The 21057-nt window shown below is 62.1% G+C and carries 25 protein-coding genes, 2 tRNA genes and 11 pseudogenes; 19 read left to right on the forward strand and 19 right to left on the reverse strand.

Annotated features, from left to right (window positions below; translation table 11 throughout):
* The 8 genes and pseudogenes from ACFODQ_RS05200 to ACFODQ_RS05235 form a co-directional block, all read right to left on the reverse strand.
* A pseudogene (locus ACFODQ_RS05200) lies at nt 1–235 on the reverse strand (mechanosensitive ion channel protein); the annotation flags it as partial.
* Between the two features lie 81 nt (nt 236–316).
* The gene (locus ACFODQ_RS05205; RefSeq protein ID WP_377015515.1) at nt 317–412 is read right to left on the reverse strand and encodes a mechanosensitive ion channel domain-containing protein; all 96 of its coding nucleotides are present in this window, start codon (nt 410–412) and stop codon (nt 317–319) included.
* Between the two features lie 49 nt (nt 413–461).
* Nucleotides 462–620: a hypothetical protein gene (locus ACFODQ_RS05210; RefSeq protein WP_377015517.1), complete on the reverse strand. Its 159-nt coding sequence runs from the start codon at nt 618–620 to the stop codon at nt 462–464.
* A complete protein-coding gene (locus ACFODQ_RS05215) occupies nt 620–793 on the reverse strand; it encodes a hypothetical protein (RefSeq protein WP_377015519.1) in 174 nt (57 codons plus the stop codon). Before ACFODQ_RS05215 ends, ACFODQ_RS05210 begins: the two co-directional genes overlap by 1 nt.
* Nucleotides 794–946: 153 nt before the next feature.
* The gene (locus ACFODQ_RS05220; RefSeq protein WP_377015521.1) at nt 947–1135 is read right to left on the reverse strand and encodes a hypothetical protein; all 189 of its coding nucleotides are present in this window, start codon (nt 1133–1135) and stop codon (nt 947–949) included.
* A 104-nt stretch (nt 1136–1239) separates the two neighbouring features.
* Nucleotides 1240–1683, reverse strand: coding sequence for an enoyl-CoA hydratase-related protein (locus ACFODQ_RS05225; RefSeq protein WP_377015523.1), 444 nt, complete (start codon nt 1681–1683; stop codon nt 1240–1242).
* A 58-nt stretch (nt 1684–1741) separates the two neighbouring features.
* Nucleotides 1742–2047, reverse strand: coding sequence for an enoyl-CoA hydratase/isomerase family protein (locus tag ACFODQ_RS05230; RefSeq protein WP_377015525.1), 306 nt, complete (start codon nt 2045–2047; stop codon nt 1742–1744).
* 119 nt (nt 2048–2166) lie between these two features.
* Nucleotides 2167–2712: a hypothetical protein gene (locus ACFODQ_RS05235; protein WP_377015527.1), complete on the reverse strand. Its 546-nt coding sequence runs from the start codon at nt 2710–2712 to the stop codon at nt 2167–2169.
* A 343-nt stretch (nt 2713–3055) separates the two neighbouring features.
* Here ACFODQ_RS05235 and ACFODQ_RS05240 point away from each other — a divergent pair.
* The 14 genes and pseudogenes from ACFODQ_RS05240 (at nt 3056) to ACFODQ_RS05305 (ending at nt 8811) form a co-directional block, all read left to right on the forward strand.
* Nucleotides 3056–3974, forward strand: a pseudogene (locus ACFODQ_RS05240) (AAA family ATPase).
* 188 nt (nt 3975–4162) lie between these two features.
* Complete coding sequence (locus ACFODQ_RS05245) at nt 4163–4537, forward strand: hypothetical protein (protein ID WP_377015529.1); 375 nt, start codon at nt 4163–4165, stop codon at nt 4535–4537.
* Between the two features lie 50 nt (nt 4538–4587).
* Complete coding sequence (locus ACFODQ_RS05250) at nt 4588–4983, forward strand: DUF58 domain-containing protein (RefSeq protein WP_377015531.1); 396 nt, start codon at nt 4588–4590, stop codon at nt 4981–4983.
* Between the two features lie 10 nt (nt 4984–4993).
* Nucleotides 4994–5386: a transglutaminaseTgpA domain-containing protein gene (locus ACFODQ_RS05255; RefSeq protein WP_377015533.1), complete on the forward strand. Its 393-nt coding sequence runs from the start codon at nt 4994–4996 to the stop codon at nt 5384–5386.
* Between the two features lie 141 nt (nt 5387–5527).
* Nucleotides 5528–5584 (forward strand): annotated as a pseudogene (locus tag ACFODQ_RS05260) (hypothetical protein); the annotation flags it as partial.
* Nucleotides 5585–5682: 98 nt separating this feature from the next.
* Nucleotides 5683–5865 (forward strand): annotated as a pseudogene (locus tag ACFODQ_RS05265) (DUF3488 domain-containing protein); the annotation flags it as partial.
* Nucleotides 5866–5998: 133 nt separating this feature from the next.
* Nucleotides 5999–6130, forward strand: a complete 132-nt coding sequence (locus ACFODQ_RS05270) for a hypothetical protein (protein ID WP_377015535.1) — start codon at nt 5999–6001, stop codon at nt 6128–6130.
* Nucleotides 6118–6312, forward strand: a complete 195-nt coding sequence (locus ACFODQ_RS05275; RefSeq protein WP_377015537.1) for a hypothetical protein — start codon at nt 6118–6120, stop codon at nt 6310–6312. Before ACFODQ_RS05270 ends, ACFODQ_RS05275 begins: the two co-directional genes overlap by 13 nt.
* Entirely contained in the window at nt 6309–6485 is a 177-nt protein-coding gene (locus tag ACFODQ_RS05280; RefSeq protein ID WP_377015539.1) for a hypothetical protein, read from the forward strand. The genes ACFODQ_RS05275 and ACFODQ_RS05280 overlap by 4 nt, the downstream gene beginning before the upstream one ends.
* Nucleotides 6486–6579: 94 nt before the next feature.
* Nucleotides 6580–7065, forward strand: coding sequence for a hypothetical protein (locus tag ACFODQ_RS05285; protein ID WP_377015541.1), 486 nt, complete (start codon nt 6580–6582; stop codon nt 7063–7065).
* Between the two features lie 342 nt (nt 7066–7407).
* Nucleotides 7408–8001, forward strand: a pseudogene (locus ACFODQ_RS05290) (lytic murein transglycosylase).
* Nucleotides 8002–8006: 5 nt separating this feature from the next.
* Nucleotides 8007–8111, forward strand: a complete 105-nt coding sequence (locus ACFODQ_RS05295) for a lytic murein transglycosylase (RefSeq protein WP_377015568.1) — start codon at nt 8007–8009, stop codon at nt 8109–8111.
* A 330-nt stretch (nt 8112–8441) separates the two neighbouring features.
* A complete protein-coding gene (locus ACFODQ_RS05300; protein WP_377015543.1) occupies nt 8442–8633 on the forward strand; it encodes a hypothetical protein in 192 nt (63 codons plus the stop codon).
* Nucleotides 8623–8811, forward strand: a complete 189-nt coding sequence (locus tag ACFODQ_RS05305; protein ID WP_377015545.1) for an Hsp20/alpha crystallin family protein — start codon at nt 8623–8625, stop codon at nt 8809–8811. The genes ACFODQ_RS05300 and ACFODQ_RS05305 overlap by 11 nt, the downstream gene beginning before the upstream one ends.
* Before the next feature lie 91 nt (nt 8812–8902).
* Here the strand turns inward: ACFODQ_RS05305 and ACFODQ_RS05310 are convergent.
* From ACFODQ_RS05310 to ACFODQ_RS05325, 4 genes and pseudogenes are all read right to left on the reverse strand, one after another.
* A pseudogene (locus tag ACFODQ_RS05310) lies at nt 8903–9587 on the reverse strand (hypothetical protein).
* A complete protein-coding gene (locus ACFODQ_RS05315) occupies nt 9469–9966 on the reverse strand; it encodes a hypothetical protein (protein WP_377015547.1) in 498 nt (165 codons plus the stop codon). The pseudogene ACFODQ_RS05310 and the gene ACFODQ_RS05315 overlap by 119 nt, the downstream one beginning before the upstream one ends.
* A 131-nt stretch (nt 9967–10097) precedes the next feature.
* Nucleotides 10098–10286 (reverse strand): hypothetical protein, encoded by a 189-nt coding sequence (locus tag ACFODQ_RS05320; protein ID WP_377015549.1) that lies wholly within the window; start codon nt 10284–10286, stop codon nt 10098–10100.
* The gene (locus ACFODQ_RS05325) at nt 10268–10729 is read right to left on the reverse strand and encodes a DUF937 domain-containing protein (RefSeq protein ID WP_377015551.1); all 462 of its coding nucleotides are present in this window, start codon (nt 10727–10729) and stop codon (nt 10268–10270) included. Before ACFODQ_RS05325 ends, ACFODQ_RS05320 begins: the two co-directional genes overlap by 19 nt.
* 279 nt (nt 10730–11008) lie before the next feature.
* Between ACFODQ_RS05325 and ybiB the strand changes: the two are divergent.
* From ybiB to ACFODQ_RS05345, 4 genes and pseudogenes are all read left to right on the forward strand, one after another.
* Nucleotides 11009–11946: pseudogene (gene ybiB / locus ACFODQ_RS05330) on the forward strand (DNA-binding protein YbiB).
* Nucleotides 11939–12835, forward strand: coding sequence for a uroporphyrinogen-III C-methyltransferase (gene cobA, locus ACFODQ_RS05335; RefSeq protein ID WP_116927297.1), 897 nt, complete (start codon nt 11939–11941; stop codon nt 12833–12835). Before ybiB ends, cobA begins: the two are co-directional and overlap by 8 nt.
* Before the next feature lie 71 nt (nt 12836–12906).
* The gene (locus ACFODQ_RS05340; RefSeq protein WP_377015553.1) at nt 12907–13896 is read left to right on the forward strand and encodes a glycerophosphodiester phosphodiesterase family protein; all 990 of its coding nucleotides are present in this window, start codon (nt 12907–12909) and stop codon (nt 13894–13896) included.
* Entirely contained in the window at nt 13893–14129 is a 237-nt protein-coding gene (locus ACFODQ_RS05345) for a hypothetical protein (RefSeq protein WP_377015555.1), read from the forward strand. The genes ACFODQ_RS05340 and ACFODQ_RS05345 overlap by 4 nt, the downstream gene beginning before the upstream one ends.
* A 153-nt stretch (nt 14130–14282) precedes the next feature.
* Here ACFODQ_RS05345 and ACFODQ_RS05350 read toward each other — a convergent pair.
* Together ACFODQ_RS05350 and ACFODQ_RS05355 are read right to left on the reverse strand one after the other, a co-directional pair.
* Nucleotides 14283–14767, reverse strand: a pseudogene (locus ACFODQ_RS05350) (acyl-CoA thioesterase).
* A gap of 156 nt (nt 14768–14923) precedes the next feature.
* The gene (locus ACFODQ_RS05355) at nt 14924–15208 is read right to left on the reverse strand and encodes an FHA domain-containing protein (RefSeq protein ID WP_377015557.1); all 285 of its coding nucleotides are present in this window, start codon (nt 15206–15208) and stop codon (nt 14924–14926) included.
* Nucleotides 15209–15773: 565 nt separating this feature from the next.
* Between ACFODQ_RS05355 and ACFODQ_RS05360 the strand changes: the two genes are divergently transcribed.
* Nucleotides 15774–16226 (forward strand): zinc-ribbon domain-containing protein, encoded by a 453-nt coding sequence (locus tag ACFODQ_RS05360; RefSeq protein ID WP_377015570.1) that lies wholly within the window; start codon nt 15774–15776, stop codon nt 16224–16226.
* 715 nt (nt 16227–16941) lie between these two features.
* Here the strand turns inward: ACFODQ_RS05360 and ACFODQ_RS05365 are convergent.
* The 5 genes and pseudogenes from ACFODQ_RS05365 to pgsA all read right to left on the reverse strand — a co-directional run bounded on the left by ACFODQ_RS05365 (nt 16942) and on the right by pgsA (nt 21044).
* Nucleotides 16942–17018: transfer RNA gene (locus ACFODQ_RS05365), tRNA-His, on the reverse strand.
* A 60-nt stretch (nt 17019–17078) separates the two neighbouring features.
* A pseudogene (locus ACFODQ_RS05370) lies at nt 17079–18991 on the reverse strand (SurA N-terminal domain-containing protein).
* 818 nt (nt 18992–19809) lie between these two features.
* Nucleotides 19810–19885 (reverse strand) — tRNA-Val (locus ACFODQ_RS05375).
* A gap of 16 nt (nt 19886–19901) precedes the next feature.
* A pseudogene (locus tag ACFODQ_RS05380) lies at nt 19902–20173 on the reverse strand (HU family DNA-binding protein).
* A gap of 305 nt (nt 20174–20478) precedes the next feature.
* A pseudogene (pgsA, locus tag ACFODQ_RS05385) lies at nt 20479–21044 on the reverse strand (CDP-diacylglycerol--glycerol-3-phosphate 3-phosphatidyltransferase).
* Nucleotides 21045–21057 lie beyond the last annotated feature (13 nt).

Consider the following 21057-nt stretch of genomic DNA (forward strand, 5'->3'; position numbering starts at 1 on the left):
CGTTCATCGGATCGTTGATGTAAAAGCTCAGGCTGAACTCCAGCCCGTCGGGCGCGAAATTCACCAGAAACACCGAGGGCTCGGGCTTTTCCAGCACCCGGGCCTGCGCCAGTGCTGCGCTCTTCAAGACCTCGCGCACCTGCGCGACATCGCTGTCTGCGCCCACGACAATCTGGGTGGTCAGATTGAACTTCTGGTCGGCATCGGTGAGGTTTTCCACCCGCTGGGTGATCAAGGTCTCATTGGGGACAATCGATTCGCGCCGTTGGATGCGCGAATCACCGTGTAGCGCGTGCGGATGTCAGTGATGCGGCCTTCAAAAACCGTCAACGCGCACGTTGTCGCCAATGCGCAAGGCGCGCTCGATCAGCACCAAAAAGCCGCTGACATAGTTGGAGGCGATCTTCTGCATGCCAAAGCCCAGGCCGACCCGAAGGCACCGCCCAGCACCGACAGCGCCGTCAGATCGACCCCGACCAGTGACAGCGCCACCACAGGCCGACCGTGATCAGCAGCATGCGCGTGAGGTTGACGGCCATCTTGCGCATCGACAGGTCCTTGACCATGTCATCGATCACGCGCTGCTCGAAGGTGGTCGAAATCCACAGCACCACCAACATCACCATGCCCACCGATATCGCCCCTGGAACAGCTCCAGCACCGATATCGACGTCTTGCCAAAGGCGAACTGCACGGCATCGAGCTGGGCCATCACCTGCGGCAGCACACCCAGGATGCCCACACCGCCCACACCCCAGGCCAGCCACGAGAAAATGCGCTCGATCAGGCGCACCAAGGTGGAGTTGGGAAAGGTCCTTGGCCAGCACCCGGGCCACCAGGCGAATCACCGCCAGCGACAGCAAAATCTGCACCGCCAGCCCAGCAAAAACACCGGCTGGTAATGCTCCACCACCATGCGGGCAGCGGCCGTCATCAGCAAATGCCATCAGCGGAAAACAGCGCCCCGCCCCAGGCCGTCTTGCCAAACCAGATGAAGGCTTGCCATCGTCGCGGTGGCGGTTAAAAGCTGCGCGTGAGCAACCAGGCCAGGCCCAGGCAAATCACTGAGAACAGCCAGCTCCTGCCAGGTGCTGGCCTGTTCAAAGTCCTGTAGTAAACGATCAAAGATATCCATGCGCCGGTCTCATAGAGTCAAAAAAAAAGCATAGGCGCGAGCATATGCTGGTTTCGTACCCTATCACCGATGGCGCGCTGGCGTTTGTAGGACCGGCCGACATCCTAGACGGACTTGGCCTGCCGGATGCGCGCGGGATTCAGGACCAGACCGGCTTGCGCTTTTGCGCAAAGGCCTGCGCGCCTTCCTGCGCGTTGCTGTCCATCATGTTGGAGGCCATGCACTGGCTCGCCCTGGTAGGCCGCTTCGATGCCCAGCTCGCGCTGCTGGTAGACGAGGGCCTTGCCCATGCGCACGGCCGCAGCGGGTTTGCTGACAATGGCCGCGACCAGCTTTTCCAGCTCGGCATCGAGCTGCTCGGGCGCGGCCACCCGGTTGACCAGGCCCTGGGCCAGCGCCTGCTCGGCACTGATGAATTCGCCCGTCAGCAGCATCTCCATCGCCTGCTTGAGGGCATGTTGCGCACCAGGGGCACGCTTCGTGGCGCAGAACAGGCCGTACTGGATGCCGCTGGTGGCAAAGCTCGCCTCGCTGCTGGCAACGGCCATGTCACACTGCGCCACCAACTGGCAGCCGGCTGCAGTCGCCATGCCTGCACACGTGCGATCACGGGCACCGGCAGCTTCTGATCGCCATCATCACCTGGCTGCAGCGGTGAACAGGTCCTGGTACCAGGCGCGGTCCGGGTGGGCAGCCATGTCCTTGAGGGTTGTGGCCCGCGCAAAAGGCCCGGCCCTGCGCGGCCAGCACCACCAGCCGCACCGATGGATCCTGCGCAATGGCCGCCAGCGCGGCGCGCAAGGCCGCCAGCATCTCATCGCCCAGCGCATTGAAGCGCGCCGCATCATTCATGCACAAGGTCACCACACCGCGCGCATCGCGGCTGTGCACAAGCAAGTTGCTGTCCGTCATGGGTCCGGGTCCTCAAAGGTGGTTTACAGAATCGGCGAGCACGCGGATTGGGCTTCCACACTGGCTGCCAGCGGCGTCATCACATAGCCGCCTTCCAGAAGGAGACGATGCGGCCTTTGCTAAAGCGCCGTGCAATGTCCTTGATGCGGTGGGTGATCCAGCGTTGTCGGCCTCGACCATGCCCAGCTGGCCCATGTCGTCTTCGCGAGGGCATCAAAGCCGGCGCTGATGAAGACCATTCGGGCTTGAACTCTTCGAGGCGCGGATCCAGTAGGTCTCGACAATCTCGCGGATGTCCATGCCCTTTGTGTATGCCGGCACCGGCCATTGAGCATATTGGCCGCCGGGTCCTTGTCGCCCGAATGCGGGTAGAAGGGGTGCTGGAATATGCCCACCATCAAATGTGCGGGTCGCCTGCGCAGATTCTTCGGTGCCATTGCCGTGTGCACATCAAAGTCGACAATCGCCACGCGCTTGAGCTGGTGGCGCATCAGCGCATACTTGGCAGCCACCGCGACATTGTTGAAAAAACAAAAGCCCATGGCCTGCTTGCGCGTGGCATGGTGGCCCGGCGGGCGCACGGCGCAAAAGGCGTTTTCCATCTCGCCGCTGATGACGGCATCGGTCGCAGCCAGAGCCGCGCCACCAGGCGCGCAATGCGGCATTCCAGTGGCACCGTTGAACGGCAGTGTCGGTGTCCAGCATCAAGTTGCGGGGCCGCCAATGGCCTGGTTATCGCCGCCATCTCGGACAGGCCGCGTATCGATGCGATATGCAGCGCTCATGGCCCAGTTCCAGATCGGACATGCTGGCCTTGGGGCGTCGCGCCGCTCCCAACGCATCCCCCACCCCAGTGATCAGCAGCGGTCTTCAATCGCATCCAGGCGTGCAGCGCATTCCGGGTGGGCAGGCCCCATGTCGTGCAGCCAACAGTCACGGTGGCTGAAATAACCTGTCTTGGACACAGTTTTCGTCTCCTTAACTGCCTTTGTCGTTTATTGTGCTGGTATGCAGACACAGCACACCATACAAAAATTATTGGACTCAGCTTAACACGGTGATTGTGGGGAAACCGGCGCAGTTTCAGGATTGTCTGACTTGTTTGCTGGCGGGAGGACATCTGCTGATTGAAGACGTACCGGGCGTGGGCAAGACCACGCTGTCGCATGCGCTGGCCCGCACCTTGGGGCTGCAGTTTGCGCGGGTGCAATTCACTGCAGACCTGATGCCCAGCGACTTGATCGGCGTATCGGTCTATGAGCGCGAGCAGCAGGCCTTTGTGTTTCATCCCGGCCCCGTATTCACCCAGGTTTTGCTGGCCGACGAGAACAACCGCGCAGCCCCAAGACGCAAAGCGCGCTTCTGGAGGCGATGGAAGAAAAGCAGGTCACGGTCGAAGGCGCCACGCGCCCACTGCCCAGCCTTTCTTTGTCATCGCCACGCAGAACCCGCTCGACCAGCTGGGCACCTATGCGCTGCCGAGAGCCAGCTCGACCGCTTTTTGATGCGTATCTCGCTGGGCTACCCCGACCAGGCGGCAGAGTTCCAGCTGCTGGCCGGCCAGGGCCACCGCGACATCGCCAACCAGTTGCCTGCGCTCACTTCGGCCGTCGAGCTGAAGTTCCTGCAGCAGGAGGTGACCAGCGTGCCGCGCCAGCGATGCACTGATCCACTATTGTGCAGCGCTGATCGCTGCCACGCGCTCGGGCCAGTGGTTTGTGCAAGGCCTGTCCCGCGCGCGGGCATTGGCCTCATCCGGGCCGCCAAGGCGCAGGCCTTGATCCAGGGCCGCGACTATGTGGCGCCCGATGATGTGCAGGCGATCCTGCCGCAGACCACCGCACACCGGCTGGTGCCGGTCAGCACCTCGGGGCGCAGCGCGGTCGAGCAGGTGCGCGCGATGATGGACAGCGTGGCGCTGCAGTAGCGTGAGTGCGCCCCCAGCGGCTTCAGGGCAGCCCCGCAACCGCCCTGTTCAGCGGCTTGGCCAGCGCATGCGCCAGTGGTGGCTGGCCCAGTTGCCCAGCGCCAGCCGCCATGCCATCAGCCGCCGCAACCTTACCTGCTGCCCACGCGTGCCGGTTGGATGCTGGCGCTCACCTTGCTGGTGCTGCTGTGACCAGCATCAACTTTCAGCTCAACCTGGGCTTTTTGCTGACCTTCATGCTCACCGCGCGCGCTGGTGTCGGTGGGTATCGGCTACCGCAATCTGCTGGTCTGCAGCTGGAGCTGCATGCCCCCGAGGCGCAATTTGCCGGTCAGCCGCTGCGCCTGGATCTGCGCCTGGACAACCCCAGCCGGCGCGCCCGCTATGCACTGGGCACACGCCACTACCAAGGCCATGAACTGAGCCGGTGGACGCCCCGCCCAAGCCACACCCCCATGCAACTGAGCACGCAGGCCCAGCAGCGTGGCTACCAAAGCCTGCCTGCGGTGTCTGGTCGAGACCCGCTTTCCACTCGGCGTCTTTCGCATGTGGACCGTCTTTAGAACCACTGAAAAAGCTGGTCTACCCCAGCCCCGAATCCCACCCGCCCCCCTTGCCTTTGGGCCTGGCCGATGCCGGCAGCGGCAGCAGCACCAGCCTGCGGGCCAGCAGTGGGGAGTTAGATGGCGTGCGCAGCTACCGGCGCGGCGACCCGCTCAAGCTGGTGGTCTGGAAGAAAGCGGCGACCTCGCTGGCCACGGGCAGTGGCCATTTCGTCGTGCGCGACAACCAGCACCAGGCGCAGCAGGACCTGTGGCACGATGCCAGCCACTGCGGCCTGGCAGAGCGAGAGGCCCAGCTCTCGCGCCTGACCGCCTGGGTGCTGATGGCCGACCAGCAAGGCCTGCGCTACGGACTGCGGTTGGGAGCGGCCAATGCCGAGCAAGCCGCTGACAGCGGTCCCCGCCCACCGCCCAGGCCTGCCTGCGCGCACTGGCCGCTGGCCTAGGAGCAGCACGATGCCCTCTGTTTTCAACCCTGCCCACACCTCAGGCGCGAGCCGCTGGTCCAGCCTGCCACGCGAGGCGCGCGACACCCTCTTTTTGCTGGCCGTTGTGGGCTGGATACTGCTGCCGCTGACGGCCACCTTGCCGCTGTGGGCCTCGGCGCTCGCCTATGCCTTGCTCGCCTGGCGCGGCCGCATTGCGCTTTTGCAAAAACCGCTGCCCGGCCGCTGGCAGATGCTGGCCTTACTGGTGCTGGTCGTTGGTCTGACCTTGTTTTCAGCTACCGCACCATCTTGGCGCCGATGCCGGCGTCACGCTGTCAGCATGCTGCTGACACTCAAGACCATGGAGCTGCGTGCCAAGCGCGATGCGATGGTCATTTTCTTCCTGGGCTTTTTTCGCTGATTGCCAAATTCCTGCATTCGCAATCGCTGCTGACAGCCTTGGCCATTGCCATGGGCCTGGTGGGCTTGCTCACCGCGCTAGTCCATGCGCATATGCCCGTGGGGCAACCATCGCTCAAGTTTGCAGGGCCTGTCGCTCAAGATGGTGGCCATTGGCGCGCCACTCACGCTGGCGCTGTTTGTGCTCTTCCCGCGCATGGCGCCGCTCTGGGGGGGTGCCCCAGAATCCGACGGCCAAGACCGCCTGTCTGATGAGATGACCGTGGGCTCGGTGGCATCGCTGGCCAGGACGAGGGCATTGCGTTTCGCGTCAAGTTCGACACACCGCAAAACCGGCCGCCCCCCGCCAACCAGCTGTACTGGCGCGGGCCGGTGCTGTCCGATTTCGATGGCACGACCTGGCGCGCGACGCCCAGCTTTCGCAATCCCGAACGACCGGATGTTTGCCGACATCCGCACCGAAGGCGAGGCACTGCGCTACGAGCTGACCTGGAGCCGCACCAAAAGCCCTGGCTGCTGACCTTGGACCTGACCGAGAGGCGCCCGTGCTGCCACGCGGCCGCGCCTACAGCACCGGCGATCTGCAGTGGCTCAGCAACCGCCCATCACCGAGGTGACCCGCATCGCTGTGGAGAGCCACACGCGCTACCAGTTTGGCATGCAGGCGGGCAAGCGCGAGCTGGCCTTCAACCGCCGCTGCCAGCGAGCAGCAAACCCGCGCACCCAGCCTGGGTGGCGCAGCTGAGCGCCGAGGTGGGCGAGCGCCCCGACCGCAGCGCCCAACTGGTGCAGCGCCTGCTGGGGCAGCTGCGCAGCGGCGGCTACACCTATACGCTGGACCCGGGCGTCTACACAGGCCAGGCGGCCGACCAGTTTGGTTCGACCGCAAAGAAGGCTTTTGCGAGCATATTTCCGCCGCCTTTGTGATTGCACTGCGCAGCGCCGGCGTGCCCGCGCGCATTGTGACGGCTACCAAGGGGGCGAAGCCAACAGCGTCGACGGCTACTGGACCGTGCGCCAGGCCGATGCCCATGCCTGGGCTGAAGTGTGGCTGGGCGAAGAACAAGGCCTGGGTGCGCTTTGATCCACCGGCGCAGTGAGCCCTGGCCGTGTCGGGGCTGCACAGCGCCTCAACACCCCCAACTTCATGGGGTTCAGTGTCAGCAATGCCGCCACCATCAACGGCTGCAGCGCATGCGCGCAGTCTGGGAGGCGGTCAACAACAGCTGGAACCAGTGGGTGCTGAGGCTACACCCAGCGCGAGCAAATGGACATGCTCAGCAAGCTGGGCCTGTCCCAACCCCAACTGGATGGATCTGGTGCGCATTCTGGGTGGCCTGTACTGGCGGCGGCCATCATCGTGGTGCTGGCCCTGCAGTACCAGCGCAGGCGCACAGAACCCCTGGTGGCCTGCTGGGCCTGGCGCGCAAACGGCTGCGCCAGGCCGGCCTGCCCGAGGCTGCGCAGGGCATGCGGCCACGCCACGCGCGCTGGCCCGCATGCTGCACGCCCAGGCACCCGAGGTGGCACCCGCCTATTGGCCAATGGCTCAAGGCCATGGAGCGCCAGCGCTACGCGCATGCCACCGGCGAGTCAGCGCCCAAGCCGAGCTGGCAGCGCTTCGCAAACAATACGACTTCTGCCCTGGTCCGCCTGCGGGCCCTGGCAAACAAGGTATAAAACCCCATGCACCGAATTCTTCAGACCACTGTGGCCCTGCTTTGCGCCGGCCTGTGCGCAACGGGCGCCTACGCACAAAAGAACACGACCAACAAGGCCCAGCGCTGACTCCGCCCCACCGCATCCAGCTATGCCAACCGGCCCGAGGCCGAAGCCTTTGTCCGCGAAGTCGCCCGAGCGCCGCCATATCGATGAGGCCTGGCTGCGCGCCAGCATCAAGCAAGCCCGCTTCAACGCCACCGTGCAGCGCCTGATTGACGCCGCGCACGGGGCCCGCTTGGCGTCAAGAACTGGCGCGGCTACCGCAGCCGCTTTGTCGAGCCGATCCGCATACGCGCCGGCCTGCGCTTCTGGAACGAGAACGCCGCCACGCTGGCCCGTGCCGAGCAGACCTATGGGGTGCCGGCTGAGTACATCGTCGGCATCATCGGGGTCGAGACCATCTATGGCCAGCAGATGGGCAACTTTACCGTGGTCGATGCGCTGGCCTCCTGCCTTTGACTATCCCGCCAGCCACCCGCGCGCGGCCGACCGGGCCAAGTATTTCCGGGGCGAACTGAGCAGTTTCTTGCCACGGCCTACCTCACTGACAGCAACCCCTTCGATACGGGTGGGCAGCTATGCCGGCGCCATGGGCATGCCCCAGTTCATGCAACCAGCTGGTCCAACTACGCGGTCGATTTTGATGGTGACGGCAAGATCAACCTGTTTGGCAGCACGGCCGATGCGATCGGCTCGGTGGCCAACTACTTTGTCGCCCATGGCTGGCAACGCGGCATGCCGGCTTTACTACGATGTGCAGGTGAACAGCACACCGGCACAGCTGGAGACCTTGCTCGCGCCGGATATCAAACCCAGCTTCAGCGCCGCCGAGATGGCCGCGCTGGGCCTGCGCATCCAGGCGCCAGCGACCAGCACACAGCCCGCTGGCGCTGATCGAGCTGCCCAACGCGAGCGCTGCGACCCAGTACGTGGTGGGCACGCCCAACTTCTACACCATCACGCGCTACAACCTGTCCAGCTTTTACGCGATGTCGGTGGTTTGAGCTGGGTCAGCGATTGCGCGTGCGCGCAGCGGTTGCGCCCGCAGCGACGGACAAGCGAGCCCCGGCAGCGAGACCAGCAATTCTCCCACCGCCGAGGCTGCGCCAAGGCCTATCTGCGCAGCAAGGCGCGCCAGCAGCGCACGCCCGACCCGGCCAATTTCAGCGCACCTTGATCGCTGCCGGGCAATCCATATGGACGTGATCTGCAGGCTTTCAAGGCCTGCATTGCAAAATAAAAGCCAGCAATTTTCTCTTGAAATTGCGGCTTCTTCATCCAACTATCAGTCATCGAGCAGCAAACCCGCTGCCCTGTTTCACAAGGATTGAAGAATGATCATGACCCCTCTGATGCACCGCTCGGCCTACGCTGTCTCCCCATCCGCGATGGATGCCGCCTTGCAGCGTTTTCTGCAAGCCACTACCACGGGCACCACGAGCCAGGACACCGTGCAGCAAGACGGCTCCGTGTTCAGCATCGGCATCGATGTGCCCGGCCTGTCGCGCGAACAGCTTGCGCATTGAGCTGCAGGACAAGACCGTGCGGCTGACCAGCATCGAAGGCGCACCACGCAGCATCCAGCGCGCCTGGAAGCTGCCTGCCAGCATCGATGCCGCAGCGTCCAAGGCCAGCCTGGAAAACGGCGTGCTGACCTGGTGCTGGCACCACCAGCCAGCGACCCAAACCTTGGCGATTGCATAAGATCAGCGCAAGCACACCCACCGAGCAAAAGGGGCCTGAAAAGGCCCCTTTTTGATTGCGTCACCGGTACATGACCAGCGCCAGTGACCGTCTATGCCGCTAGTGGCGGGAGCCGGCGGCTGCTGCACGATGGCATCAAGCGGCCAGCGCGGCTTGACGTCAAAGGCATAGACCTTCTCGCCTGCTGTTGCCCCGCTTCGATGCGCATGGCAGCCGCCATCGCAATCATCGCGCCATTGTCAGTGCACAGGTGCAGCTCGGGTAGTGCACGCGATGCCACGCTTGCGGCAGGCGTCGTTGAGCTGCTCGCGCAGCAGCCGTTGGCCCACACGCCGCCGGCGACCACCACGCGCTGCATGCCGTCTCCTTCAGCGCATTCAGGGTCTTTTTCACCAGCACATCCAAATGGCCGCCTGGGTCGATGCGGCCAAGTCCGCCTTGCGTGCCTCCAGGCCATCGCCGAGCTTTTTGGCCTGGTCAGCACGGCGGTTTTCAGGCCAGCAAAGGAGAAATCCAAATCGCCGCTGTTGCAGCAGCGGACGCGGCAGCTTGAAGGCCTCCGGGTCGCCGCCCTGCGCCAGGCGGGACAGCTCGGGCCCGCCGGGGTATGGCAGGCCCAGCAGCTTGGCCGATTTGTCAAAGGCCTCGCCCGCTGCGTCATCGATGGTCTCGCCCAGAATCTGGTAGCGGCCAACGCCGTCCACGCGCATCAGCTGCGTGTGCCCCCCAGAAACCAGCAGGGCCACAAAGGGGAACTCGGGCGGGTCTTCGCTCAAAAACGGCGAGAGCAAATGGCCTTCGAGGTGGTGCACGCCCAGCACCGCTTGTCCAGCGCAGCAGCCATGGCGCAGGCCACGCCTGAGCCCACCAGCAAGGCGCCCGCGAGCCCGGGCCACGGGTAAAGGCAATCGCATCGATCTGCGCGAGCGTGCAGCCCGCGTCATCGAGCACTTTTTGTGTGAGCGGCAGCACGCGGCGGATATGGTCGCGGCTGGCCAGCTCAGGCACGACACCGCCGTAGGCGCGGTGCATCTCGATCTGGCTGTAGAGCGCATGGCTCAGCAACTCAGGCACCGTACCTGGGCCACGGGTGCGCACCAGGGCCACGCCGGTTTCATCACAGGAGGATTCGATCCCCAATATCAGCTCAGTCATGGGCCCAAAGTGTAGGCGCTCTGGCCGCTTTTTGCGCCCGGGGGCGGGGCTACCCTGGCGGGCCGCCAGGGTTTGCCGCTTGGGGCAATGGGCTCAGCGCTTGCCGCCCAGCAGCGAGCCACCAATCTTCATCAGGTCGCTGACATCGAGTTTGCCGTCGCCATTCTGGTCCAGCAGCGAGCCCAGCAAGCCGCCACCCAGCCGCCTTGCTGCTGCACCTGGGCTTTTTCCTGGCCCAGCGCATTGCCCAGCTGCGAGGAGTTGAGGCCACCCGACATGACGCGCTGCGCCAGGAACGACATCACCAGCGGTGCCAGCATCTTGAGCAGGTTGCCGGCATTGGCCCCCCAAGCCTGTGGCCTGGCCTAGACTGGCCGAGGCCTGGTCTTGCTGGCCGCCAAAGATATGGCCCAGAATGCTGGCGCCATCCAGAGCCGCAGGCGATGCGGAACCGGCACCCGAGCCGCAGCAGCGCCGCCGCCCAAAGCGCCACCGAGCACACTGCCCAGCATGCCACCCAAACCGCCCATGCCACCGGCTTGCGCCCACCGCCACCACCCAACAGCGAGCCCAGCAGCCCGCCCAGGTCAGGGCCTGCGCCAGCACCGCCTGCAGCGCCGTGGTCACGCTGCAGTGCTTCGAACAAGGCACTGGCGCCGCCCGCGCTTTGCGCGTTGTTGCCCAGTGCGCCCAGCATCATCGGCACGGCCGCCTGCACGGCCTGCTCGGTCTGGGCCTCGCTCTGGCCCAGGCTTTGGGCCATCTGCTGGATCGTGCGCCCTGCAGTTGCGCGAGGAGCTCATCGACCATAGAGGGAGATGCGGACATGTTCTTTCCTTTCAAAAGCCCAAAGGGCGTGGCACAGAATGCAGATAGTAGACGTTCAGCATGGCCGTGCAATACACAGGGGCGCAAATCTTCGTTAACCGGAACCATCTGCTGGCGCAGGCTCGGCATACCCGAGATGCCGGATGGGCTGATTTTTCTTATTACTTCCGTATATATAAAACCTAAAATAATGGTGAACGCATTTTTTACTGCCATGGCCATACAGCACTACATCAAGGAAATCGGGCGCGGCGCACGCGGCGCCAAAGCCCTCAGCCGCGTCGAGGCCAGCGATGTGATGGCGCAGATACTCGATGGCCGGGTCAGCGACTATGAAATCGGCGCCTTTTGCATTGCCATGCGCATCAAAGGGGAAACGGCCGAAGAGATGTGCGGCCTCTGGGATGCCGTGCATGCGCGCATCGCCCGCTTTCACAGCCCAGCCGCCTTGCCCACCGTGGTGCTGCCCAGCTACAACGGCGCGCGCCGCCTGCCCACCTTGACCCCGCTGCTGGCCTTGCTCCTGGCGCGCGAAGGCCTGCCGGTGCTGGTGCATGGCATGCAGACTGAAGCGAGCCGCATTTCGGCCTTTGCGGTGTTCGAGCGCCTGGGTTTAGTGCCCCGCGCGCAGACTGGCACCATTGCCGCATCGGAAGTGGCCTTGGTGCACACCGCCACCTTGCTGCCCGCGCTGGCCAAGCTGCTGCGGTGCGCCAGCTCATCGGCCTGCGCAACCCGGGGCATAGCATTGCCAAGCTGCTGCAGCCAGTGCAAGGACCGGCCGTCTTGCTGGGCAGCTACACGCACCCGGAATACCTGCCGATGCTGCAAGCCACCTTGGCCGAGCTGCAGACGAATGCCCTGCTCTCGCGCGGGCTGGAGGGCGAAGTCTGCGCCGACCCGCGCCGCAGCCCCCAGTACGACGGCTTTGTCGCAGGCCAGCACCAGTTGCTGCAGGCACGCAGCAGCGGCACCGACAGCCAGGTGCCCGGCTTGCCCAGCGAGCGCGATGCGGACACCACCGCGCGCTACACCGAGGCCGTGCTGGCCGGCCAATTGCCGGTGCCCGCCGCCTTGGCCCAGCAAGTGGAACATGTGCTGGCCATCGCCCAACAAACACAACCAGCTCCCCAAGCCTCCCACCATGACTGACAGCAGCCTGCCCTCTCTTACTGCACGCCCGCCGGCTGATGCGCCATTGCCAGGCCAGGGCCAGTGCACCCTGGTCGGTGCCGGCCCGGGCGACCCGGACTTGCTCACCATCGCTGCCGCCAAGGCTTTGCAGCGCGCCACCGTGCTGTTGGTGGACGACCTGGTCAATGATGCCGTGCTGCAGTGGGCGCCCGCTAGTGCCCGCATCGTCCATGTGGGCAAGCGCGGCGGCTGCCAGAGCACGCCCCAGGCCTTCATCCAGCGCCTGATGCTGCAGGAAGTGCAAGCCGGTGAGAACGTGGTGCGGCTCAAAGGCGGCGACCCCTTTATCTTTGGCCGGGGCGGTGAAGAGGTGGAGTTTTTGCGCGCCCACGGCATCGAGCCGCGCATCATCAATGGCGTGACCGCCGGGCTCGCCGCGCTGACCAGCCTGGGCGCCCCCTTGACCCACCGCGACCATGCGCAGGGCGTGGTGTTCATCACGGGCCACGCCAAGCCAGGCGGACAAGGCCCCGATTGGGCGCAACTGGCGCGCACGGCGCACGATGCACGCCTGACCCTGGTGATCTACATGGGTGTGGCCAGTGCCGAGGCGATCAGCCAGGGCCTGGGCAGCGGCTTGCCTGCCGATACGCCGGTGGCCATCGTGCAGCATGCCAGCCTGCCCCAGCAGCGCCATGCAATCACCGACCTGGCACATTTGCCCGCCACGATGGCCCGCGACAAGCTGGCCAGTCCCAGCATCATCGTCGTGGGCGATGTGGTGCAGTGCGTGGCACTGGCGGCCCAGGCAAGCCGTACCATCGGTCCAGCAGGCCACCGAGATTTCTCCGAGATTTGCGGATACGATAGCCATTCGAGCGTGGAAGACAGGGCATCCATAGCGTAAAGTAATTGATCTTTACATATGCACAGATTGTTTCTCCACGTCCCAACCATAAGACGAGGAGCACCTAGCATATGCAAAGACAACGTACCTGGCGCCTGTGCGCCGCGGCCCTGGCGATCACCGCACTGACCGCCTGCAAGACCGAATTGGGCCCGGGCGACGGTGGTGGCACCAACCCCAATCCCAAGCCCTATCCCACGCTCGACGGCAATGCACCGCAAAGCTTTTCCCTCAGCAGCATCGATGGCAAGGCCGCCAATACCACCGAGAGCTTTGATGCCGCCGTCGCCCAGGATGCCAACTTCATCGCTGTCGACCTGGTGATGAGCAAGGACGGCGAATTGGTCGCCCTGGCCTCGCCCGACATCACTGATATCACCGACGTCTCCAGCCGCAGCGTCTATGCCAACCGCAAGACCTTGCGCCTGATCGATGGGCAGTCGCGCCAAGGCTGGTTTGCCTCTGACTTCACCCTGGTGGAGCTGCAAAGCCTGCGCGCCAAACTGCCCGCATCCACCACGCCACCGGTCGGCGCCAACAATGGCCGGATCCTGTCTCTCAATGATGTGATCGCCTACGCCAAGCGCCAGCGCAAGACCGTCGGCCTCTATCTGCAGACCTTGAACCCCACCTACCACAGCCAGCTGGGCCTGGCCATGGAAGACAAGCTGCTGGCGGCCTTCACCGCCGCGGGCTACACCCAGGAAACGGCACCGGTGATCGTGCGCTCGTTGGAAGTCGCCCACCTCAAGACCTTGCGCGCCAAAACCCAGGTTCGGCTGGTGCAGATGATCAATGGCAATCCGGAGCTTGCAGCTGACGGCAGCATCCTTCTGTCGGCACCCAATGCACAGCCCTATGACTTCACGATGGCCGGCGTCTCGACCACCTATGCCCAGATGGTGACTGCCGACGGCCTGGCCCAGATCAAGACCTATGCCAACGGCATCTCGCCGTGGAAGCCTTACGTCATCTCCGCCCGCTACCTGGACAAGAATGGCGATGGCCAGCCCGATGACCTGAATAACGACGGAAAGTGGGACTACCGCGACGCGAAATGATGCCGCCTACCAACCTGGTCACGCTGGCACACGCGGCCAAGCTCTTTGTCCACCCCTGGGCCTACCGCAACGACGCCACCCTGCTGGCCAGCGACTTCAAGGGCAAGGTGGCGGCCGAGTACAAGCTGTTCTATGAAGTGGCGTGGATGGCGTGTTCAGCGACAGCCCCAGCGACGCCAACAAGGCACGCTAAGCGGCGCAGCCGGCGCGGATCAAGACCTGACAGGACCTGATCCAGCCGATGCAGGCAGTCCCTCAGTGGCGCTGCCACCAGGAAAGAGAAAAAGGCAAGGTTCAACCCTTGCCTTTTTCCATGGAACCGTTGCGTATCGCCCAGCAAAACCGGGCCCAACGCCTCGCAGCGATACGGGCCGAGGGGCCAGGCGTCAGCCGGTCTGGCGCGTTGTCTGCGCAAAACGGCGTGCCAGCTCCTTGCGCAGTTCCTTGCGCGTCAGCGCTGCGTCCCAGCGGCGCTTCTCATCATCGGTCTCCGGCTGCAACGGCGGCACGGGCACCGCTTGCGCTGGTCGTCCACCGCCACCATCGTGAAAAAGCAGCTGTTGACATGGCGCACGCTGCGCTCACGGATGTTCTCGGCCACCACCTGATGCCGATCTCCATCGACGAGGTTCCGTGTGTAGTTGACGCTGGCGTAGAACGACACCAGCTCGCCCACATGGATGGGCTCCAAAAACATCACCTGGTCCACGCTCAAGGTCACCACATAGCGCCCCGCATAGCGGCTTGCGCAGGAGTAGGCCACGTTGTCGAGCTCGCGCAAAATGGCGCCGCCGTGCACATTGCCCGAGAAATTTGCCATGTCCGGAGACATCAGCACCGTCATCGTGAGTTGGTGGTGAGGTAAACGCATGGGGACGATTGTAGGCAGCGCAGCAGACAGCGGAATGCAGCGGTTGCAAACCCCTGAGCCCACTCGGAAATGCGGCGCACCCGGTCTGCCATCGCGATGCAAGCTGCATACCGGGCTGGACCTCGCGCATGCCAACGCCAGCCCAGCGCGCCGCACTCATCCGGCATAGGCATTGCGCGGCTGCTCAGAGCCATGCTTTACAAAGACCTTGTAGCAGCCAATGAGGACGTAATCGCCAGAGTAGAGCACCTTGCGGCGCATGCGCATGCCATTGACGAAGATGCCGTTCATGCTGTGGTGGTCCTCTATCGACAGCACGCCCGCGCGGTAGTAGAAGGCGCCGTGGTCGCGGCTGACCGCAGGGTTGTCCAGGCAGATGGCATTGCCAGCGCCTCGGCCAAAGGTCGTGTAACCGCTTTTCAGAATCAGCGAATGAAGCACCACCCTGTGCGTGATGAAAACAAGGACTTCGGGCAACATATTCCACCTCCTCCGTCCGACCGGATCACCGGTCGGCACCGCAATCCCAGCATGTAGCTAGAACAAATTATCAATCGATTTATAAGAATAGATTGATAATAAATTACAACCCGGATGGATAGCACGAAACGCTAGGGAATATCCCGAGGTATCAATTTTCTCTATCGCCTGGCAAGACGTACTTTTGCAGCCAAGAAGGCATGGCACGAGCAGCCAGCACGACACACCCGCTGACATAAAACGCGCCTTGATGGCTGGGATGCGGCCGCTGCGACCGGCTAGGTGGCGGCAGCACTCAGGCGTGAGTCGCCAGAACGGTAGCGACGAAGATGAGGCGATGCTGCGCATGCTTGGCGCCGCCATGTCATTTGTCGATGGCAGCTTTGGCAAGCGCACCGGGCGCTGAACATCGAACACACACAGCAAAATGCGCCAGAGAATAGACATCAGTGCGTCTATCCATTTGGAGAGCGCTGTCCATCCCAGGGAGCTCCGCATGCCCCTAACTCGACCGCTGATGACGCATATGCCTGCTGATCGCCCTTCACCTCCCTCAGGCCGTTTTTCCTTTTTGATATGTCGAACACGCAGTGGAACGTCACCCCGCCACCGTAAAATCTTCAGGTTAAACGCGGCGCATCTCGTGGCGATCACAACCCATGCAGAAAAAGGGCAGGATGACTTGGCATTGATTAACTGTAACGAATGCGGCAAGCAGATTAGCGACCAGGCGTCTAGCTGTCCTCATTGCGGAGCGCCCGTGGCAGGCAATCCAGCAGCGCCATCAGTAGCAGCACCATCAGTAGCCGCCTCATCCTTGGCTGCAGAGACGGTCAAAAATCCGTCGACGTTTAAGTACATCCTCTACGGAACATTCGTTGTCGTTGTCGCAATCAGTTGCATGAGCGGGGGCAAACGAGCAATACCCCGCGTGAGTTCAACGCAAACGAAGCCATATTCTTGTGCCAACACGCGATAAAGCAGGTGTCCAGGGATCCAGAGAAAGCCGAGGTTCCATTGGTGTCCAACGTTGGCTCTGGTGATGAATATGTGTTTGTGTGGGGGCCGCAACAAAGCTCACGCGCTTACGCAATGGACTTGGGCTTGAGGTTGGCGTACCAACGTATGCAAGGTCAGCCACACCAAAAAGAATATGACCTCCCTCTCAGTCGATGGCAAAACGATCTTCTGACGTGCAAATCTCCAAGTGAACCGCCTCCGGGCGGTTTTTTGTTGGTCGGGGATCCCTGTTCATGGCCCGCACAGTTCAGCTGGCGCTCCATGTCTACCGGTTGAAGTGTTTGTGGGCTGGTCGAAAACCCCAGCCCGCATCGGTGCTGCGCATGGCGCCTATCCTGCAGGCCTTTTAGCCCGCGCGCCGCCATAGCAGCTTCGCCCAGCCTTGGCCTTCCAGGCCTTCCTGAACGTCGGGGAAGATCCGTTTGTCCTGACCCACCCCGCCAGAGATGCCCTACTGAGCAGCTCACGGCTGGCACCTGGCCGAACGCAGCAGACAGAAGGGGCATTCCGTGGAATGCATTTCTATCGTCCTATTCCAAGTGAGCACGGGAGCCTGGAACAGGCCAAACTCGAACGCTTTATGGCGCAAAACTGCAACTTTCCAGCAGCGGAAGCAAGGCGCGAGCAGAAATTGAAAAACCCTTGCAGGTTATTCACTTGCAAGGGTTTCAATTTGGGGTGGCTGATGGGGCTCGAACCACACGACAACAGGAATCACAATCCTGGACTCTACCAACTGAGCTACAGCCACCGTGTTGGGGAAGACATGATTATAGCCAGAAATTTGGCCCCTCTCATGAAATCTCCGTTTTTATGAAATTTTTGTTTCCGCGGGGCGTGGCACCTTGATCTGTACCTTGAAACGCTCCTTGAGCATTTCGTAGTACGCCAGGGTCTCGGCATTGGCCTGGTAACGCTCAAACTCCTGCTTTTGGCGCAGGCGCAGCTCGGCAGAGTCTTCGCCGCGCGGTACGACCTTGTTCACGCGCACAACGGTGTAGCCATCGTTGCCCAGGTCCACACCGACCCAGGATGCGGCGTCGCCGATCTTGGCATGCATGGCGGCATTGAGGACGGCTGGCACCTGGCCCTTGGCATCCTGGCGCGACACGACGATGGGGGACGCCAGCTTGGCGCCCGCAGCATCGGCCTTCCAGGCTTCGAGCTTGGCTTGTGCATCCTGGCGCGCGAGCTCGGCAGACTTCTGGGCCACAAAGAGGTCATGGGCCTTGGCCTTGACTTCTTCAAACGGCAGGATGCGGGCATCGAAGTGCTCCACCACACGGCCCGAGGCCAGGGTGCTGGGGGCCACTTCAATGGCTTCGGTGTTGCGCTTGTTCTGCAACGCATCACTGGAGAACAGCGCTTCCAGGAAGGTCGGGTTGGCCAAGGCGCCGGTCGCGCCTGGCGCAGCCGTGCGGGTGACATGCTCGGCTTTCTGGATCTTCAGGCCCAGCTTTTCAGCCACGGGCTGCAGGCTGTCGGACTGCTCGAACACCATGTTGGAGAAGGTCTCGGCCACTTCGGCGTACTTGCGCTGCACCTGCTGGGCCAGCACTTCGGTCTCGATCTTGGCGCGCAGCTCTTCAAAGCTGGGCTTGCGAGGCGTCTTCACTTCACCCATCTTGATGATGTGGAAGCCGTACTCGGTGCTCACCAGGTCGCTGATATCACCCGACTTCATCGCAAAGGCGGCGTCTTCAAACGGCTTGACCATATCGCCAGGCTTGACCCAGCCCAGATCGCCGCCGCTGTCACGCGAGCCGGTGTCTTGCGAGTTCTTCTTGGCCAGATCGGCAAACTGCGCAGGATTGGCCTTGGCCTGGACGAGCAGCTCCTCGGCGCGTTGCTTGGCCTTGTCACGGTCCGCTGCAGACATTGAAGCGGGCGCATCAATCAGGATGTGGCTGATGCGGCGCTGCTCCTTGTCCATGAAGCGGCTCAGGTTCTCCTTGTAGTAGGTGCGCAGGTCGTCTTCGCTGGGCTTGATCATGCCCTTGACGGCTTCGGCGTTCAGCACCACGTATTCGATCGTGGACTGCTCCTTCTGACGGAACAGCTCCTGGTTGCTCTTGTAGAACGCTTCCACATCGGCATCCGTGGTCTTGACCTGGGACGCATAGTCCTTGGCGGCGAACTGGGCCAGCTGGATCTCACGCTGCTGGTAGAGCGCATCGACCGCCAGCTTGGTTTGCTCGTCGGTCGCAAAGGCCGTGTTGGACACACCGCCCAGCACCTGGCGCGCAGCGATATCGCGGCGCATTCCGCTTCAAAGCCTTCGGGCGTCATGCCTTGCGCACCCACCAGCGCGCGGTAGGCATCCACGTCGAGCGAGCCATCGGGCTTTTTCAGCGCGGCGATCTGCGGAATCTCCTGCAGCGCGCGCACCAGCGAGGCATTGTCCACCGTCAGGTGCATTTTTTGCACCGCGGCATCGATCACCTGGTCACGCACCATGCGCTCCAAGGTCAGATAGCGGGCCTCGGGGCCATCCATCCACTTGGCGTCCATGTTGGGGTCTTGCTGGCGCATGCGGTCCGAGGCAACACGGTGTGCATTGTCCCAGTCCATCTGCGTAATGTCTTTGCCATTGACTTTGGCGACCACCGGGCTCTTTTCGGTGAAGTAGTTCTGGTTCACTCCCACCAAAACAAAAGACAGAATGATCAGCAAGAACAGCGGATACATCAGCACCTTGGAGTACTTGCGGATGGTTTCAAACATCGTCTAACTTTCCTGAGGACAAAAAAAAGGCGAACCCTCATTCGCGCCTTTATTCGGTTTTCACTAGGTGGCGCGGGCTTGCTGCCTGGTCCGAAGCGCCTACCCATGGCTTGCAATGGATGATTTCTCATTGCAAATCAATCAGATACAGCCTCAACCAACGGAGACAACCCACCCCCTGTCAAATAGGGCGTGCAACATGCGTCTTGGCAACGCACGAACGTCGAAACAGCAAGTGTACAGCGAAAGAGTTTTTGATCCCTATGAGGGCCAGGGGCGCGTTAGGGAATACGGGATTTTTGACGGTTCAGAGGGCCGAAATGGCATCGATGCGGCCGCCCCCTCACTGCCGTGCCATCGTCAGGCGCAGGATGCCGGTTCATCAGCTACACCGCAGCCAGGCCAGCCATCCTAGGCGTTTGAGGGCAACACCAGCAACGCACCAGAACCACATTCCTTGGCTTGCTATCCATCCATATGAGATGCGAGACCTAGAAACTTCCGCGCGGCTCGGAGAAGCCTGGAGGGACCGCACCAATGCATCCGTTTTGCCCGAATGATGCCAATGGCATTATCGCCAACAAGGCAGCGATTACCCCATGCATGTGGGCAGGCTTATTCCACCGCCCCTTTAACCCAAGTCGGCCAAGCCTTATCGGTGCCATGCATGCAGACCTGCACCGTTTCAAGGAATCGCACGGGTGGCAAATGGCGTTTTTTGGGTCGGCTGAGGCGCCCTTTGCGTCCATTTCAGTTGGCGAATGGACAAAGAAAAAACCCCTTAGATCACTCTAAGGGGTTTATTTTCTTGGTTAATGTGGTGGGTGCTGACGGGGTCGAACCGCCGACCTACGCCTTGTAAGGGCGCCGCTCTACCAACTGAGCTAAGCACCCCACCTGATAACCGAAATTAGTTCAGCGCATCTTTCAATGCCTTGCCTGGACGGAACTTAGGCACCTTGGCTGCCTTGATCTTGATCGCAGCGCCGGTACGTGGGTTACGGCCGGTACGAGCAGCGCGCTTACCAACGGCAAAGGTACCAAAACCTACCAGAGAGACTGTACCACCTTTTTCAAGGTCTTCTTCACTGCATCAATGGTGGACTCCAGCGCACGAGCGGCAGCAGCCTTGGAGATATCAGCATTGTTAGCAATGTGCTCAATGAGTTCAGTTTTATTCACAAGCAGCCTCTATTAATCAAGAGAGTTAAGGAAGTGTATGTTTCATCCCATTATGAGCAGTTTGTACGCCGTACAACTGTCACAGATTCAAAAACAACACCACTGGCACGAAATTTTCATCTCGACCCCAGCGCCTCTGGAATGAGATGAATTCTAGACGGAATTTCTGGGGCTCAGGCAAAAAATCACTTTTTTTCGCTGACCAGCACCCGCTTTGCCTTGCAAAAGCCAAGCATCACGGGCCCTGTAGCCTGAATTCCTTGTACAGGCGAGATGCAGTCTACGCCCAAACCTGTGGCGCTCGACTAAGAATCAACCCTAGCCCGGATCTCGGGCAAGGCCTTTTGCAGGTAAAAAATCATGGACCAGACCGTGAGCACGGCAGCGCCCCAGATCAGCCAGGTTCCCCAGACACCGGTATCGATGCCGGCCACCTTGCCGTCGTAGAGCAAAAAGGGAATGGCCACCATCTGCACGGTGGTCTTGAGCTTGCCCACCATGTGTACGGCCACGCTCTTGCTCGCGCCAATGCGGGCCATCCATTCGCGCAGCGCCGAGATGGCGATCTCGCGGCCAATGATGATCAGCGCGACAAAGACATCGGCGCGCTGCAGGTAGACCAGGATCAGCAGCGAGGCGCAGACCAGAAACTTGTCGGCGACGGGATCGAGGAAGGCGCCAAAGGAAGAGGTCTGGTTGAGCTTGCGCGCCAGAAAGCCATCGAGCCAATCGGTGAAGGCGAACACCACGAACATGACGGTGGCCCACAGGTTTTTGGTGGCCATATCAAGAGGCGAGTAGTACACGCCGATGATGAGCGGGATCGCGACGATGCGGTCCAGGTCATGATGGTGGGGATCGTAAAGAACATGCGGCTATTGTGG

The sequence above is a fragment of the Comamonas sp. JC664 genome (assembly GCF_042647185.1).

Bases quoted from the DNA above. Each gene is read 5' to 3' on its own strand.
- ACFODQ_RS05225 (WP_377015523.1), bottom strand. From the start codon at position 1,683: ATGGCCGTTGCCAGCAGCGAGGCGAGCTTTGCCACCAGCGGCATCCAG.
- ACFODQ_RS05285 (WP_377015541.1), top strand. From the start codon at position 6,580: ATGCGCGCAGTCTGGGAGGCGGTCAACAACAGCTGGAACCAGTGGGTG.
- ACFODQ_RS05315 (WP_377015547.1), bottom strand. From the start codon at position 9,966: ATGACTGAGCTGATATTGGGGATCGAATCCTCCTGTGATGAAACCGGC.
- ACFODQ_RS05340 (WP_377015553.1), top strand. From the start codon at position 12,907: ATGCAAAGACAACGTACCTGGCGCCTGTGCGCCGCGGCCCTGGCGATC.
- cobA (WP_116927297.1), top strand. From the start codon at position 11,939: ATGACTGACAGCAGCCTGCCCTCTCTTACTGCACGCCCGCCGGCTGAT.
- ACFODQ_RS05210 (WP_377015517.1), bottom strand. From the start codon at position 620: ATGTTGGTGGTGCTGTGGATTTCGACCACCTTCGAGCAGCGCGTGATC.
- ACFODQ_RS05205 (WP_377015515.1), bottom strand. From the start codon at position 412: ATGCAGAAGATCGCCTCCAACTATGTCAGCGGCTTTTTGGTGCTGATC.
- ACFODQ_RS05320 (WP_377015549.1), bottom strand. From the start codon at position 10,286: ATGCTGGCACCGCTGGTGATGTCGTTCCTGGCGCAGCGCGTCATGTCG.
- ACFODQ_RS05235 (WP_377015527.1), bottom strand. From the start codon at position 2,712: ATGCCGCATTGCGCGCCTGGTGGCGCGGCTCTGGCTGCGACCGATGCC.
- ACFODQ_RS05230 (WP_377015525.1), bottom strand. From the start codon at position 2,047: ATGACGGACAGCAACTTGCTTGTGCACAGCCGCGATGCGCGCGGTGTG.
- ACFODQ_RS05255 (WP_377015533.1), top strand. From the start codon at position 4,994: ATGCCCTCTGTTTTCAACCCTGCCCACACCTCAGGCGCGAGCCGCTGG.
- ACFODQ_RS05220 (WP_377015521.1), bottom strand. From the start codon at position 1,135: ATGGATATCTTTGATCGTTTACTACAGGACTTTGAACAGGCCAGCACC.
- ACFODQ_RS05360 (WP_377015570.1), top strand. From the start codon at position 15,774: ATGCCTGCTGATCGCCCTTCACCTCCCTCAGGCCGTTTTTCCTTTTTG.
- ACFODQ_RS05345 (WP_377015555.1), top strand. From the start codon at position 13,893: ATGATGCCGCCTACCAACCTGGTCACGCTGGCACACGCGGCCAAGCTC.
- ACFODQ_RS05300 (WP_377015543.1), top strand. From the start codon at position 8,442: ATGATCATGACCCCTCTGATGCACCGCTCGGCCTACGCTGTCTCCCCA.
- ACFODQ_RS05325 (WP_377015551.1), bottom strand. From the start codon at position 10,729: ATGGCCCAAAGCCTGGGCCAGAGCGAGGCCCAGACCGAGCAGGCCGTG.